This window comes from Burkholderia sp. E168m15 (assembly GCF_016586105.1).
In the GTDB taxonomy this organism is placed as follows: Bacteria; Pseudomonadota; Gammaproteobacteria; order Burkholderiales; family Burkholderiaceae; genus Burkholderia; species Burkholderia orbicola.
In genome coordinates this window covers 21,697-36,488 of sequence record NZ_BCPO01000162.1, presented here as the reverse complement: position 1 = coordinate 36,488, position 14,792 = coordinate 21,697, and the positions used below count along the sequence as shown (strand labels likewise).

At 65.5% G+C, this 14,792-nt stretch carries 18 protein-coding genes; 11 read left to right on the top strand and 7 right to left on the bottom strand.

Annotated elements, in window-relative coordinates; translation table 11 throughout:
• Window positions 1-9: 9 nt before the first annotated feature.
• Together JMF86_RS23975 and JMF86_RS23970 are read right to left on the bottom strand one after the other, a co-directional pair.
• Complete coding sequence (locus JMF86_RS23975) at window positions 10-363, bottom strand: hypothetical protein (protein ID WP_011548287.1); 354 nt, start codon at window positions 361-363, stop codon at window positions 10-12.
• A gap of 186 nt (window positions 364-549) precedes the next feature.
• Window positions 550-1,170, bottom strand: coding sequence for a TetR/AcrR family transcriptional regulator (locus tag JMF86_RS23970; protein ID WP_011548286.1), 621 nt, complete (start codon window positions 1,168-1,170; stop codon window positions 550-552).
• Between the two features lie 95 nt (window positions 1,171-1,265).
• Between JMF86_RS23970 and JMF86_RS23965 the strand changes: the two genes are divergently transcribed.
• On the top strand, window positions 1,266-2,507 hold the full coding sequence (locus JMF86_RS23965; RefSeq protein ID WP_011548285.1) for a glycosyltransferase: 1,242 nt from the start codon (window positions 1,266-1,268) through the stop codon (window positions 2,505-2,507).
• Between the two features lie 20 nt (window positions 2,508-2,527).
• Here JMF86_RS23965 and hutC read toward each other — a convergent pair whose 3' ends face one another.
• The 4 genes from hutC to JMF86_RS23945 all read right to left on the bottom strand — a co-directional run bounded on the left by hutC (window position 2,528) and on the right by JMF86_RS23945 (window position 5,621).
• Window positions 2,528-3,223: a histidine utilization repressor gene (hutC, locus tag JMF86_RS23960; RefSeq protein WP_011548284.1), complete on the bottom strand. Its 696-nt coding sequence runs from the start codon at window positions 3,221-3,223 to the stop codon at window positions 2,528-2,530.
• Between the two features lie 181 nt (window positions 3,224-3,404).
• A complete protein-coding gene (locus JMF86_RS23955; RefSeq protein WP_011548283.1) occupies window positions 3,405-4,532 on the bottom strand; it encodes a porin in 1,128 nt (375 codons plus the stop codon).
• A 136-nt stretch (window positions 4,533-4,668) separates the two neighbouring features.
• Entirely contained in the window at window positions 4,669-4,950 is a 282-nt protein-coding gene (locus tag JMF86_RS23950; RefSeq protein ID WP_226292267.1) for a hypothetical protein, read from the bottom strand.
• A gap of 257 nt (window positions 4,951-5,207) precedes the next feature.
• On the bottom strand, window positions 5,208-5,621 hold the full coding sequence (locus JMF86_RS23945; RefSeq protein WP_125381449.1) for a hypothetical protein: 414 nt from the start codon (window positions 5,619-5,621) through the stop codon (window positions 5,208-5,210).
• Window positions 5,622-5,649: 28 nt separating this feature from the next.
• Here JMF86_RS23945 and JMF86_RS23940 point away from each other — a divergent pair, with 28 nt between their 5' ends.
• The 6 genes from JMF86_RS23940 to JMF86_RS23915 all read left to right on the top strand — a co-directional run bounded on the left by JMF86_RS23940 (window position 5,650) and on the right by JMF86_RS23915 (window position 9,327).
• Window positions 5,650-6,339, top strand: coding sequence for an ABC transporter permease (locus tag JMF86_RS23940; protein ID WP_011548281.1), 690 nt, complete (start codon window positions 5,650-5,652; stop codon window positions 6,337-6,339).
• Window positions 6,336-7,049, top strand: a complete 714-nt coding sequence (locus tag JMF86_RS23935; RefSeq protein ID WP_011548280.1) for an ABC transporter permease — start codon at window positions 6,336-6,338, stop codon at window positions 7,047-7,049. Before JMF86_RS23940 ends, JMF86_RS23935 begins: the two co-directional genes overlap by 4 nt.
• A gap of 33 nt (window positions 7,050-7,082) precedes the next feature.
• Window positions 7,083-7,850, top strand: a complete 768-nt coding sequence (locus JMF86_RS23930) for an ABC transporter ATP-binding protein (RefSeq protein WP_011548279.1) — start codon at window positions 7,083-7,085, stop codon at window positions 7,848-7,850.
• 83 nt (window positions 7,851-7,933) lie between these two features.
• A complete protein-coding gene (locus JMF86_RS23925) occupies window positions 7,934-8,368 on the top strand; it encodes a cupin domain-containing protein (protein WP_006479584.1) in 435 nt (144 codons plus the stop codon).
• A 294-nt stretch (window positions 8,369-8,662) separates the two neighbouring features.
• Window positions 8,663-8,800, top strand: coding sequence for an HHHH-motif protein (locus JMF86_RS23920; protein ID WP_006488624.1), 138 nt, complete (start codon window positions 8,663-8,665; stop codon window positions 8,798-8,800).
• Window positions 8,801-8,862: 62 nt separating this feature from the next.
• The gene (locus JMF86_RS23915) at window positions 8,863-9,327 is read left to right on the top strand and encodes a DUF3761 domain-containing protein (RefSeq protein WP_011548278.1); all 465 of its coding nucleotides are present in this window, start codon (window positions 8,863-8,865) and stop codon (window positions 9,325-9,327) included.
• Window positions 9,328-9,434: 107 nt separating this feature from the next.
• On the opposite strand, the gene JMF86_RS23910 is transcribed toward JMF86_RS23915, so the two are convergent.
• A complete protein-coding gene (locus JMF86_RS23910) occupies window positions 9,435-10,790 on the bottom strand; it encodes a polyhydroxyalkanoate depolymerase (protein WP_011548277.1) in 1,356 nt (451 codons plus the stop codon).
• A gap of 287 nt (window positions 10,791-11,077) precedes the next feature.
• On the opposite strand from JMF86_RS23910, the gene JMF86_RS23905 reads away from it, so the two are divergent.
• The 4 genes from JMF86_RS23905 (at window position 11,078) to JMF86_RS23890 (ending at window position 14,756) form a co-directional block, all read left to right on the top strand.
• Window positions 11,078-11,740 carry a glutathione S-transferase family protein gene (locus tag JMF86_RS23905; RefSeq protein ID WP_041489417.1) on the top strand — a complete coding sequence of 221 codons (663 nt, stop codon included), beginning with the start codon at window positions 11,078-11,080 and terminating at the stop codon, window positions 11,738-11,740.
• Between the two features lie 241 nt (window positions 11,741-11,981).
• Entirely contained in the window at window positions 11,982-13,232 is a 1,251-nt protein-coding gene (locus JMF86_RS23900; protein ID WP_011548275.1) for a Crp/Fnr family transcriptional regulator, read from the top strand.
• A 14-nt stretch (window positions 13,233-13,246) separates the two neighbouring features.
• Window positions 13,247-14,011 carry a flagellar motor protein gene (locus tag JMF86_RS23895; RefSeq protein ID WP_011548274.1) on the top strand — a complete coding sequence of 255 codons (765 nt, stop codon included), beginning with the start codon at window positions 13,247-13,249 and terminating at the stop codon, window positions 14,009-14,011.
• Between the two features lie 73 nt (window positions 14,012-14,084).
• Window positions 14,085-14,756 carry an OmpA family protein gene (locus JMF86_RS23890; protein WP_011548273.1) on the top strand — a complete coding sequence of 224 codons (672 nt, stop codon included), beginning with the start codon at window positions 14,085-14,087 and terminating at the stop codon, window positions 14,754-14,756.
• Window positions 14,757-14,792: the final 36 nt, after the last annotated feature.

The following is a 14,792-nucleotide window of genomic DNA, read 5'->3' as shown; positions in this document are numbered from 1 at the left end:
CGCCGGCCGTCAGAACGAAAGCTGGATCGCGAGATCGATCGCCAGCAGTACGATCGATAGACCGATGCCGAGAATCACGTTCGGCAAGCGGTGCTCGAAATCGCGATGATCCTTGCGCATCGCCGCGCCGAGCAGAAAGATCGCCTCGACGACGATCTGCAGTCCGACGAACAGCAGCATCAGCAGATACTCGTAACCCATCTGCTTGAACGCGACGAATTGCATCCCGTGATCGCGAATCCACTGGCCGACGCGCAGCAGCTCGTAGACGAACAGCAACGCGGGGAACAGGTAACTGATGAAGTAGGTCGGCGCGGTGGCGTGCCGTAGTTCGGGGTGGAAGTGCTGATGCGTGGTAGCCATCACAACCCTCCTTGCAACGCGTGATTGCGGTCGCGACGGCGGCGCGTGTCGCGTGCGAACGACGGGATTACCCGATGCACAGTGCGCAGCCGTACGACATGAGCATACTGCTGCGCGGGAAATTTGGCATGCGAAGTGTGGGTTCGTTGTAACAAAATGTGTGCGCCACGCGACGCGTCGGCTGCGTCACCGCTTCGCTTCCGCGCCTTCGATGAACAGCTTCGCGACCGATTGAAACTCCCGTTTCAGCGACAGCCCCGGCACGGTCAGCCAGCGCAGCATCGCCGCGAGATACAGGTGATGGAACCACGTCGCGAGCTGATCGGCCCGCAGCGCCGCATTCAGTTCGCCGGATTGCTGACCGGCGGCGATCAGTTGCTGCCACACCAGTGCGATGTCGCTGCCATTCTCTCCCGCACGCTCCGGTTCGGCTGCGCCGATGCTCAGGAAACGGTGCCGCAGGTACGCGAGCAGGTACACCGGATGTTGTTCGCACCACGCTGCCGACGCGTCGAGCACGCAACCCATGCGCGATGCAAAGGTCTTGCGCCGCGCGACGTCGCGCTGCAGATACGCGAGATCGCGCGCGAGTTCGCCTTCGAGCCAGTGCGCGAGCACGGCTTCCTTCGTCGGAAAGTGGTTGTACAGCGTCCGTTTCGCGACATCGGCCTCGGCGGCGATCTGCTCCATCGTGACGGCCTCGTAGCCGTGCGCATCGAACAGGCGTGCGCCGGTCCCGGCGAGATGCGCGAGCATCTGGATGCGTTTGCGCGCGCGGCGGCCCGGATCGTCGGTCGGAATCGTCATGGCAGGGCGGTTGACTGAAAGTGTACGAATTGCATTAGTATACGACGTGCACTTTTACGAAACCATTCTTTTCCGTCGTGCACGAGGAGCTCCGCATGAAACTCGTCATCGCCACCTACGGCACCGAAGGCGACACGCGTCCGCTCGCGGCGCTCGGCCGCGCGCTGATGGATGCCGGGCACGAGGTCCGGCTGCTGGCCGATGCGGCGACGCTCGGGTCGGCCGCCGCACTTGGCGTGCCGTCGGCGCCGCTGTCCGGCGATATCCGTCACGCGATTGCGCCGGAGGGCGCGTTGGCCGATGCGGTGCGCGGGCGCGGCGGTTTCAACGACACCTCCAAGGCGCTCGCGGCGATCGCGAATGCGAACACGGCCGCATGGATGCGCGAAGTGGTGGACGCTTCGGCCGGCTGTGACGCGCTGCTCGTGTCGGGGCTCGTGTCGTTCGTCGGCTTGTCGGTCGCAGAATATCGCAGCATCCCGGCAATCGGCACGGGCATGATCCCGATCACGCCGACCGCCGAATTCGCGTCGCCGTTCCTGCCGCCGGGGAAGGTGCCGCGCTGGCTGAATCGCGCGAGCCACCGGCTAGTGAATGCGCTGCTGTGGCAGGCGTTCAGGAAGTCGACGAATGCCGCGCGCGCCGGCGTATGCGGATTGCCGCCGCGCCAGCACGTGTGGACCGATCATCCGATGCTGTATGGCGTGTCGCCGGCGCTGCTGTCCGGCCCGGCCGACTGGCCGTCGAACGTGCAGGCCTGCGGCCAGTGGCGGATCGATGCGCGTGCGTGGGCGCCGTCGCCCGAACTCGCGGCGTTTCTCGACGCGGGCGAGCCGCCCGTGTACATCGGTTTCGGCAGCATGGCCGGCTTCGATCGCGCGGCGATGGCCGCGGCGTTGACGCAGGCGCTGGCCGGCCGGCGCGCGCTATTCTATCCGGGCTGGAGCGGCATCGATGCGTCGCTGCTGCCCGCGCACGTTCGCGTGATCGGCGACACGCCGCACGACTGGCTGTTCCCGCGCGTCGCGATGGCGGTGCATCACGGCGGCTCGGGCACCACGCATTCGGCCGCGCGGGCCGGTATTGCGTCGGTGGTCGTGCCGTTCGCGGGCGATCAGTTCTTCTGGGGGAACCGGCTGCAACGGCTCGGTGTCGCGGCTGCGCCGGTCGCGGGGCGGCGTATGGACGCCGTCGCGCTGGCGCGGGCCATCGCGTTTGCCGAACAGGGCGAGACGAAGGCGCGTGCGACAGAACTCGGTGCGCGCGTCGCGCAGGAGGATGGCTTGAAGCGGGCCGTCAGTGCGATCGAACGATGGGTACGACCGCGCGCGAGGTGAGCCCGCGCATCGTCATCGGATCAGAAGTGCCCGGTGAACCGGTAGCGGCTGCCCGGGTGCCACAGATTGGCGACCGATGCGACCAGCCCCTGCGACCACGTGCGCCGATGCAGCAGCAGGCACGGTTCGCGATCGTCCATCGTCAGGTGACGGCGCGTTTCGGCGTCGGGCATCGCGGCTTCGATCCGGTATTCGACGCGCTGCAGCGGCGCGACGCGCGTCAGATACTGGTTCGGCGTCGTCGTCGTGAAGTCCTGCAATGCATATTCGGGCGCGCAGGCCGGGTTGACCCAGCGTTCTTCCAGTTGCACCGGCGTGTCGTTCTCGAAATGCAGCACGCGCGAATGGAAGATCGGGCTGCCGGTGTCGAGCTGCAGTTCGTCGGCGAGCTTCGCATCGGCGACGGCCGCGCCGACCTGCAGCACCTGCGCGCGATAGCCGTGGCCGCGCGCGGCGACTTCGTCGGAGATGCTGCGGATCGCGACGAGCGTCGATTCGTATTTCGGCGACGCGACATACGTGCCGGAGCCGCGCGTGCGCGTGAGCACCTGTTCGGCCGTCAGTTCGCGCAGCGCGCGGTTGACGGTCATCCGCGCGACGTTGAATTCGCGCGCGAGCTCGTTCTCCGACGGCACCTGGTCGCCTTCCGCCCACTCGCCGGCATGAATGCGCGCGAGGATGAAGTCCTTGATTTCCTGATAGATCGGTGTGGTCATGGGATCACGATTCAGAGTCGGCAGCGGGCCGCCGCCGAATGCCGATCCGGCGCGCGCCCGGCGCCGAGTGTACCGGTTTCGCGGGCGCGCCGGCCCGGATTCCCTGAATGATCCCCGTTCGGCCGGTGCGCGTCCATGCGGGATTGCACAGAGCGGCCGGCCTTCCGCGGCCCGCTTGCGCTCAGAACCGATGCCGGATGCCGACCGTTGCGACCACCTGCGTACGCGTCGACGAAGCCGCGAGCCCCGTGACGTTCGCGAACCCGAGCGTCGCGCCCGACGGCACGCCGAACGCGTGCTGGTACACGGTTTCCGCATACGCGTCGGTGCGCTTGCTCAGCGCGTAGTCGGCCATCAGCGTCGCCTGGTGCCACTTCGGCCGGTGGCTGTCGGTTGCGTCGTCGTAGCGGCCGTCGGTGAACGTATAGGCGCCCGTGAACGAAACCGCCGGCGTCAGCGCATAGCGCGCGTTGACTTCGTAGTTGTCGAAGCGCAGCGCATTCAGCGCGCCGGGCAGCGACGACGCGGCCGTCTCGTCGAACATCGTGTGCGTCCACAACGCGCCGATCGTCAGCCGGTCGAACGCATAGCTGCCGCCGGCGCCCATCACGCGCTGCCTCACGGCCGGGAAGTTCGGCGCGTCGTTCGCCGACAGTGCGCCGCCCGTCGTCAAGCCGCCGCGATTGAGTTGCAGGTACGCGGCGCCGAGGCTGACCGGCCCGTTCGCATACGACACGCCCGCACTGTATGCGCGGTTGTTCGCGAAGCCACCGGCCGCGTTGCCGAACCCGTACAGGCCGCCGAACTGCCAGCCGGCGAGCGTCGGGCTCGCGTATTTCACCGCGTTGTCGATGTAGAACGAATCGTCGAGGTTGTCGTTGTCGAACGGATGCGACGCGAGGTTGTTGCCGTCGCCGTTGTTCGCCATCGCGAGCGGGCCGAGATAGTCGACCACGGCGTCGTACTGGCGGCCGAGCGTCAGCGTGCCGTATTGGTCGCTCTGCAGGCCGACGTACGCACGGCGGCCGAACAGCGTGTTTCGATAGGACTGCATGCCGTTGTTCAGGTTGAAACCGCTTTCGAGGCGGAACAGCGCATGCAGGCCGCCGCCGAGATCCTCGTTGCCGCTCAGCCCGAAGACCGTATTCGACAGCAGGCCGCTGCCTTGCTGCCACGCGTGCTTGCCCGACTGGTTGTTCGTATAGGCGATACCGGCATCCAGCATCCCGTAGAGCGTGACGCTGCTTTGCGCATGCGCGACGGCGCTGACGAAGGCGAGCGAGAGGGTACCGACGACTGCTTTTTTCATTACGTGTGTTTCCTGGAAAGGCCCGTTGCGACGGGAACGGCGATTCGCCGCGCGTGGCCGTGCGGACATGCGCGTTCGAATCGATGAAAAGGGGAAGCGCGTGATGTGTGTCACGCGCGGCGGCGGCGAACGCCGGCTAGTGCTGCAACAGGCGGATCGTGCCGAACTCGGCGGCCGGCAGCACGCGCAGGATCGACAGGATCGCGGGCGATGCCTGCGAACGCGGGACTTCGAGCTCGATGCACGCGCACCCGGTGCGGTGGTCGAGCGCGGCCGTATAGAAGTTGAGCGCCGCGCCGACCGCCTGATGCAACCGGCGTCGCACGAGCGCGAGGTCGTCCGCTTCGATGCGGATCGACAGCAGCACGCGTGCGTCCGCGAAGGAACGGCGCCGCGAGCGATGGGCAGCAGATCGCATGAAGCGGCAAGTTCCGTTCTGGTCGGTGTCATGTGCTCATCCCCGTCACGTCGTGCTCCGCACTGCGGAGGCCTCGTCTTGGACATGAAGCCCATTCTAGGAATCGCCGCGGCGAAACGGTGTATAGACTCGCCGCGCGTCTGCAAAGGGGGCGTAAACGTGCCGTGCGGTGCTGGCGCTCGAGGGCGAAGGGCATGACGAGCACGCGACGGCCACGCTGTCGTGGGATGACGGGCTGGCCCGCGTGGAAAACCGTCTCAGCCGGGGAAGTCTAGACAGCCGCCGCGCGCCGTTCGGCGGCTTCCGTACACCGCAAGAAAGCTGTCATTCAGCTTCGCGTAACCAATAATTAATTGAAAATTAAGGAAAATCCTGCGCGCGGCCCTAATCTGCCGACAATTAGAGATAAACACGGATTGCTGACCCCATCCCGGAAAAGGCAAAGTTGTATGTACAACTTGGGCGTCGCCGAAGGAGGCGATTCCCTGGTTGGAAGGGCGGGCAGCACGCCCGGAACCCGCCCGGTTTGCCTCCGACAGGAACGCCATGAAGAAACTCGCGCTCAGTATTGCCCTCGCCGCGCCGTTCGCGTGATACGTCCGGCTTGATGAGCCGGCAGCATCACGTCGTGCGTAGAACTCGTTTGATGTGCCGTTAATGGCTATCGACAATCCCGCCACCTCGTTCTGGGTCCCTCATATGATCTTCCAAGGATTTGGCCCGCTGCTGTGGGCCGGCACGGTCGAGACCGTGAAGCTCGCGGTGCTGTCGCTCGCCGCGTCGCTGATACTGGGCCTTGCAGGCGCGGCCGCGAAACTGTCGGCCAACCGCGTGCTCAAGTCGGTCGGCACGTTCTACACGACGCTGATCCGCGCGGTGCCAGACCTCGTGCTGATGCTGCTGCTGTTCTACGGGATCCAGATCCTGCTGAATAACGTGACGGACCTGCTCGGCTGGGACCAGATCGACATCGACCCCTTCGCGGCCGGCGTCGTCACACTGGGCTTCATCTACGGCGCGTACTTCACCGAGACGTTCCGCGGCGCGTTCCTCGCGGTGCCGCGCGGCCAGCTCGAAGCCGGCTTCGCGTACGGGATGAGCGGCTGGCGCGTATTTCACCGCATCCTGTTCCCGCAGATGATGCGCTTCGCGCTGCCAGGCATCGGCAACAACTGGCAGGTGCTCGTGAAAGCCACCGCGCTCGTGTCGATCATCGGCCTCGCCGACGTCGTGAAGGCGTCGCAGGACGCGGGCAAGAGCACGCTCGATTTCTTCTTCTTCACGCTGGCGGCAGGCGCGATCTACCTCGCGATCACGACGGTGTCCAACGTCGTGCTGCATCACCTCGAGAAGCGTTATTCCGTCGGCGTCCGGAGGCTCGCACTGTGATCGAACTCGTCGGCCAGTACTGGCAAAGCTATCTCTATTCCGACGGCTACCGCTTCAGCGGCCTCGCGATCACGCTGTGGCTGCTGGTCGTGTCGATCGCGCTCGGTTTCGCGCTTGCGGTGCCGCTCGCGATCGCGCGGGCATCGTCGAACCGCTGGATCTCCGGCCCCGTGTGGCTCTATACGTACGTGTTCCGCGGCACGCCGCTCTATGTGCAACTGCTGATGTGCTACACGGGTATCTACAGCCTGCAGGTCGTGCACGACCACGTGCTGCTCGACACGTTCTTCCGCAATGCGATGAACTGCACGCTGCTCGCGTTCGTGCTGAACGAATGCGCGTATGCGACGGAGATCTTCGCAGGCGCGATCAAGGCGACGTCGGCCGGCGAGATCGAGGCCGGGATGGCCTACGGGATGTCGCGCTTCAAGCTCTATACGCGCATCGTCCTGCCGTCCGCGCTGCGTCGCTCGCTGCCGAGCTACAGCAACGAAGTGATCCTGATGCTGCACGCGACGACGCTCGCGTTCACCGCGACGGTGCCAGACATCCTGAAGGTCACGCGCGACGTCAATTCGGCGACGTACATGTCGTTCCAGGCCTACGGCATCGCGGCCGTGCTGTACGCCGTCGTCGTGTTCGCGCTCATCTGGGCGTTCCGCAAGCTGGAGACGCGCTGGCTCGCGTATCTCTCGCCGCGCGGCCACTAACGCATTCGCACGATCCGCAACGAAGGACCCCGCATGTACAAGCTTACCGTTGACAACCTGCACAAGAAATTCGGCGACAACGAGGTGTTGAAGGGCGTGTCGATGAGGGCGAAGGCCGGCGACGTGATCAGCATCATCGGCTCGAGCGGCTCAGGCAAGAGCACGTTCCTGCGCTGTATCAACTTCCTCGAGCAGCCGTGTTCGGGGCAGATCACGATCGGCAGCGAGCCGATCCAGACCACGCGCGACCGCAACGGCTCGCTGCGCGTGGCCGACCAGAAGCAGCTGCAGCGGATGCGCACGAAGCTGTCGATGGTGTTCCAGCACTTCAACTTGTGGGCGCACATGACGGTGCTGGAGAACGTGATCGAGGCGCCGATGGCCGTGCTCGGCGTCGGCAAGGACGAGGCGATCGACCGGGCGCGCAAGTATCTGGAGAAGGTCGGCCTCGCGCCGCGCGTCGAGGGCATGTATCCGTCGCACCTGTCGGGCGGCCAGCAGCAGCGCGTGGCGATCGCGCGTGCGCTCGCGATGGAGCCGGAAGTGATGCTGTTCGACGAACCGACGTCGGCGCTCGACCCGGAACTGGTGGGCGAAGTGCTGAAGGTGATGCAGAAGCTCGCCGAGGAAGGCCGCACGATGGTCGTCGTCACGCACGAGATGGGCTTCGCGCGCAACGTGTCGAACCACGTGATCTTCCTGCATCAGGGGAAGATCGAGGAAGAGGGCGATCCGCAGCAGATTCTCGTGAATCCGAAGAGCGAGCGGCTCGGGCAGTTTCTGTCGGGGCGGTTGAAGTAAGTACGCGCACGGATTCGACCCGCCGCAAAACTGGAACGCTTAATGCTTGTCTCGCGTGATCCTTTCGATGAAGGAGCAACGCGATGAGCACGCCGACCACCACCGCTTTTTCCCATGTGAAGCCACAGGACACCGTCTTTCAAGGCGAGGGCCTGCGCGACTTCTTCCTGTACCGAGATCTCGGCATCGCCGCCGCGACGAACGGCAAGGTCGTCGCGCAACTCGTCAGGGCCAATCATGCACCGGAGGCGGGCACCGGCTGGCACCGTCACGAGGCCGAGTTCCATATCGTGATCATGCTGAAAGGCTGGGCGCGCTTCATGTACGGCGAACAGGAAACGCTGGTGGCGGCCGGCGACTGCGTGCATCAGGCGCCGGGGATCGTCCACTACCTGTTCGACTACTCGCCGGACATGGAGTACCTGGAGATCGTCGGGCCTGCCGACTTCAAATCGATCGACGTCGACGGCCCGTGCGCGGTGCCGGAGCCGACGCCGTGGGGCGAGGCCGGTGCGTAGCGTGCCGGTTGGGTGTGCGTTTTCGACGAACCGCCTGCACTCAGGCGGTTTTTTCTTGCTCCGCTGACTTTCGCGAACGGATTTTCGCTTAGACACATTCCTTCGAATTCCAAACGATCGCGAAGCTGAAGAACCAGAAAGAAAAGAAAGACATTCGTCAGCTGCGAGCATCGATTGGCGAGGCGATGTCAAAGATCGTCAATTGCACACGGGTGCGGTGCACGGCCCGTCGACGACCGGCGTTAAGGAGGTACCAGCCGGATCGCCGGCTGACCTGTCCGGGAGAGTTTCACCATGAACCGCATCGCGAAGATCCTGACGGCCACCGCACTGGCTTGCGCCGTGCTCGTGCCGGCACTGGCCGAAGCGCATTCGCACCGCGTGTGCCACTTCGATCATCACCATCACCGCGTGTGCCGCTGGGTGCGGTAACCGTCGCTGTTGCCGGGAAGGCCCCGGAAGTTTTCATCATTCAGGCAAATCAGGAGAGGACCATGAAAAAAACGATGTTGATCGCCGCGCTGGTCGCCGGCATGGGTGTGTCGATCGGTGCGTTCGCGCAGGTTCCGGCCAGCGCGCCGGCCGGCACGACCGGGCTGTGCAAGGACGGTTCGTTCTACTCGGGCGCATCGAAGAAGGGCGCGTGTGCGGGCCACAAGGGCGTGAAGACGTGGTACGGCGCATCGGCCGCCGCCGCGGCGAGCGCACCGGCCGCGGCGCCCGCAACGGCGGCTTCGGCTGCGCCGGCATCGGGCACCGCACCCGCGAAGAGTGCGGCCGCGACGACCGCCGCAGCGCCGGGCGGCGGCGCGGGCAAGGTGTGGGCGAACGACGCCTCGAAGGTCTACCACTGCTCGACCGACAAGTACTACGGCAAGACGAAGCACGGCAGCTACATGTCGGAAGCCGACGCGAAGGCGAAGGGCTACCACGCGTCGCACGGCAAGGCCTGCTCGTAACGAGCCGGCCCGGCGCGCGAGTCGTTTCGCTCGCGCGCCGTCCTGATGCCGCAGCAAACATCGCCCCGCCTCTCCGGCGGGGCGATTCACTGTGTCGCTAACCGCGTTCAGTGCGCGTGATCCGATTGCGCTTCGGTCGCCGTATCGATCGCGGCTGCGCGCGCATCGAGCAGCGCACGCAGCGTGACGTAGTGAGTGCCGCTGGTGTCGCCTTGCGCGTCCGCGGTGCGATCGTACGGCTCGTTGTCGTGGATCGTCGCGCGCACGATCGGATAGATCTGTGATTCCCATCGGCTGCCGTTGAACACGCCGTAGTGCCCCACGCCCGTCTGTACATGGTGCGTCTTCAGGTACGACGGCAACCCCGAACACAGTTCCTGCGCGGCCACCGTCTGGCCCACCGCGCAGATGTCGTCCTTCTCGCCTTCGATCGTCAACAGTGCGGTGCGATGAATCGCCGCCGGTTCGACGAGCGTGTCGCTCACCGCCAGCTCGCCGCGCGCGAGCGCGTACTGCTGGAACACCTTCTCGACCGTTTCCAGATAGAACTCCGCGGTGAGGTCGGCCGTCGCGAAATATTCGTCGTAGAAGTGCCGCAACGTATCGGCTTTCGCGGGGTCGCCTTTCGCGCGTTCGTAGTACAGATCCGCGAACGACGCCGCATGCCGGTCCGGGTTCATCGACATGAACGCGCCGACCTGCACGAAACCCGGATACACGCACCGCTGCGCGCCGACGAAACCCGTCGGCACCACGCTGATCAGGTTGCGCGCGAACCATTCGATCGGCTGGCTCGTCGCGAGTTCGTTGACCTTCGTCGGATTCACGCGGCAGTCGATCGGGCCGGCCATCAGCGTGAGGCTCGCGGGCTGCGCCGGATCGCCGCCGGCCGCCATCAGCGACACTGCCGCGAGCGACGCGACGGTCGGCTGGCAGATCGCCAGCACGTGCGCGTCCGGGCCGATGTGGCGGATGAAGTCGATCACATGCGTGACGTACTCGTCGAAACCGAAACGCCCGGCCGCCAGCGGGATGTCGCGCGGGTTGTGCCAGTCGGTGATGTACACGTCGTGGTCGGCCAGCATCGTGCGTACCGTGCCGCGCAGCAGCGTCGCGAAGTGCCCGGACATCGGCGCGACGATCAGCACGCGCGGCTGGCGCGCGACCGGCCGGGCCTTGCGGAAATGCAGCAGCGTCCCGAACGGCGTGGTCGTCGCGGCTTCCTCGACGATCGGCACCGTTTCGCCGTCGACGACGACCGACGCGATGCCGAACGGCGGCCGCCGATGCGAGAACGCGCAGCATTCGAGCAGTTCGCACAGCGCGTCGACCATGCGGCCCGTCGGCGTCGAAGTCGCCGGCGGCCACAGCGACATCGTCGCGCGCGTCGCGGCCGCCCACGCACGCGCCGGGCGCAGGCATTCCGCAGACCATTGATAAAACGGATAGGCAAGCAGGTTCATGACCGTCGCTCGTGACGCCGCAGTGAAGGGAACGAGGCAAGCCGTATGCCAGCATGCTCGCTGGCACGCGCGTTGCACGTGGTTCCGGAACGCGGCGGCGCGCGGTACGTGATGGCGGCAGGGCAAAGGCCGTGCATAGCCGCGCTGGTCGGCGTGCGACACGTGCCGCGATGCCGTGCCGCGTTGCGCCAGTTCGGCGAACGCGCCGCACAGGCGTGGTGCGGCCGTTCATGCGGCGCGTCCGTTTACGGTGCAGGGGCACGAACGACATTCAGCAGGGGAGCAACATGGAATCCAACGCACGGACGACGCTGACCATCAGCAGCCGCAATTATTCGTCGTGGTCGATGCGCGGCTGGTTGCTCGCGAAGCTGAGCGGGCTCACGTTCGAGACGATCAGCGTGCCGATCGATGCGACGTCGCGCGCGGAGCTGCTGCTGCTGTCGCCGTCGATTCTCGTGCCGTGCCTGACGCACGACGGCAACGCGGTGTGGGACACGCTCGCGATCGCCGAATACCTGAACGAGATCCGCCCGCAGGCGCGGCTGCTGCCCGAAGACCGGCATGCACGCGCGCATTGCCGGTCGATCTGCGGCGAGATGCATTCCGGCTTCAGCGCGTTGCGATCCGCGCTGCCGATGAACCTGCGCGGGCATTTCCCCGGCTTCCGGATCTGGTCGCGCGCGCAGCACGACATCGAGCGGATCGTGACGATCTGGCGCGAGTGCCTGGCCGAGTACGGCGGCCCCTGGCTGTTCGGTGCGGAGATCGGCATCGCCGACGCGATGTATGCGCCGGTCGTCACGCGCTTTCTCACCTACGACGTGAAGCTCGAACCGGACGTTGCCGAGTACTGCATGCGCGTTCTCGCGCATCCGTTCGTCGCCGAGTGGATCGAGGAGGCGAAGGCCGAGCACGAAGACATCGACGAGCTCGACATGGAGTTCTGACCCGACGCGGGCGGTCGCGGCAGGCTTTCAATTTCACTACTGGCGCAAGCGGCGAAACGAACGATCGATGCGCCCGCGCAATCCGCAAACGTTTTACCTTGATTTCGGTTCGAAACGAGTACGAATGCCCTAAAGGATGTTGCGCACGATGACGTAAACGAGTCACGGGGACGACTCGTGATCGCATGCTTCAGACGTGCGACGCGCGGTCCGCAATAACCAGCGCAGCAGGGGAATCGACTTGAATCGTCAGCAATCGTGGACGCGTACCGCGGCGCCCGGAGAAATCATCTATTCGGAGGGCTTCGCGGGCGAGCCCGTCCTCTTCCTCATTACCGACGGCAAGGTCGAGCTGTCCACGCGCTGCGACGACAAGCGCGTGATCGTCGCGACGCTCGGCCGCGGCGAGTTCTTCGGCGAATCGGCGCTGCTCGCCGCCGAACCGCGCGCGCATACCGCGAAGGCGCTGTCGTTCTGCCAGCTCACGGTCGTACCGGCCGGCGTCCTCGATGAAGAAATCGAGCGCGTGTCCGCGCTGCTGCGCCATATCGTGCGAACGATGATCCGCCGCGTGAAGCGCAAGGACGACCAACTGGCGACCTATACGCATGCCGACTTCATGCCGGGCGTGCTGTCGTATGCGCACGTGCTGTCGCTGATGGCCGGCGCCGATGCGCGCGAAGCGGGCGACACGTGGGCGCGCCGGCCGATGCAGGCGCATGCGGCCGAAACCTCGGTGCCGCTTGCCGAAGTGATCCGCAAATGCCGCGCGATTGCCGGCCATTCCCGGCCGCACGTGCTCGCGATGCTGCGACGCATGGAGAAGCTCAACCTCGTCACGATCGAAGCCGCGCAGGCTGATGGCGCCGGCAGCGCAAGCGACTACGCGGCTTCGTCGGATGCGCGCCAGGTCGTCACGTTCGACGCCGCACGCGTGATCGACCGCGCGCAACAGGTGGCCGATCACGATCTCGACCTGTCGATCAACAGCGAACTCGAACTCATCGAACTGGCCGATCTCGAATCGCTGATCGGCGTCGACAAGACGCTGCTGCTCAACAAGTTGTCGAACGGCGAGATCGCGGAAGAAGTGTTCGCGTTCCGCAAATCGAAGGTGCTCAACTACGTCGAACAGAAGGGCGTGGCGTACTTCTCGCGTCGCAACGGGCGCCGCGGCGGCGACGTGCGCGCGCTCGAGGATCTCGTGTGGATCGACCAGCGCACGCTGTTCGACGTGATCAGCGCGTTCGATACCTACGACCTCGCGAAGCTGATCGCGAACCTCGACGATCGCGCGGTGGCCGACAAGCTGTTTTCCGTGATGACCGAGGCGCGGCGCAACGAGGTGTCGTGGGTGATGCGCCGCGAACTCAAGCTCGATCCGGTCGAGATCGAGGACATCGAGCAGCGCGTGCTGGAGGCCGTACGTGCGGCGAAGGCGCCTGCCGCGGGTGCGACGGCCGTCGCGTCGGCTTCAGCGTCGGATGCGTGATACGGAGAACGCATATGGATCTGTTGACCCTGGTCGGTGTGGTGCTGGGCGGCGCGGCGATCGTGTTCGGGTTCGCGCTGGAAGGCGGGCACTTCTCGATGCTGTTCCAGTTCGAGGCGCTCGTGATCGTGCTCGGCGGCACGCTCGGCGCGGTGATGATCCAGAACACGTGGGCGCGCTTCTTCGATGCGGTGAAGCAGTTGCGGCTCGCGTTCGTGCGGGCCCGCGAAGTCGATCGCAAGAACCTGTCCGACCTGCTCGAATGGGGCGACCGCGCGAAGCTCGACGGGCTGCTCGCGTTCGAATCGATGGACGTGAGCGGGATTCATCCGTTCGCGCGGCGCGGGCTCGAACTGCTGGCGAACGGCGTGTCGACCGCTGTGCTCGAAGATGCGTTGCAACGCGAACTCGATGCGTACGAACGCAGCCGCCTCGCGGCCGTGCGCGTGTGGCAGCAGGCGGGCGGCTATGCGCCGACCTTCGGCATTCTCGGCTCGGTGCTCGGGCTCGTGCAGGTGACGAGCCATATTCTGGAGCCGGCGCAACTTGGGCCGGGCATCGCGGTGGCGTTCATCGCGACGCTGTACGGGCTCGCGTTCGCGAACCTCGTGTTCCTGCCGCTGTACGGCAAGCTGCGCGCGCAGATCGACAGCGAGATGCGGTTCCGCAAGCTGTATCTCGATGGCTTGCTCGCGATCTCGCGCAAGGAGTCGCCGCATACGATCGAGACGCGGTTGACCGGCGATGTGCGCGGGCGTGCGGCGGAATCGCTGGCGTGATGTTCGTGCGCTTCGTGCCTGCGCGTATCTGCACCTGTTCCTTACCGTTTGGCGAACCCGGATTCCTGACAGCATGACGGCTCGAACTGACGGCGCATCCGCTGCCGATCGCGACGATGACGAACTCGAAGGCGCGCAGTCCGGACGCTGGCTGATTTCGTACGCGGATCTCATCACGACGCTGATGGTGCTGTTTCTCGCGCTGTATGTGCTTCAGCTCGCGAAATACAACGCGCTCGATGCGCGGTATCAGACGCTTGCGCGGCAGGCTGGGGGTGCTGCGACTGCTTCCGTCGATGCTGCCAAGTCCGACCCTGCGCCGCCGTGGCTCGCGCTGCTCGATTCGTTGAAATCGAATGGACGCATTGCGCTGGTGAAGGCGCCGCATGGCATCGAGATCGGTATCGACGCGAAGATTCTGTTCAATGTCGGCGATGCTCGCTTGCTGCCCCATTCGTCGCCGGTGCTGAACCAGATTGCGCAAGCATTGAGCGAGCATGCAACCGGCGACATCCTCGTCGAAGGCCACACGGACAGCGTGCCGATCGCGAACGCGAAATACGAATCGAACTGGGAGCTTTCGTCGGCGCGGGCGGGGAGTGTGGTGCGCTACTTGACCGAGCGCGGTGTCGCGCCGCATCGGCTGGCGGCGATCGGGCGGGCGGATACGCAGCCGCTTGTCGCGGGGGACGATGCTGGTTCGAGAGCGCGCAACCGGCGTGTCACGATCTTCGTTGCTTACTGATCAGCGCTTTGTATTTGCGTTGTTCGCCGTGCATAT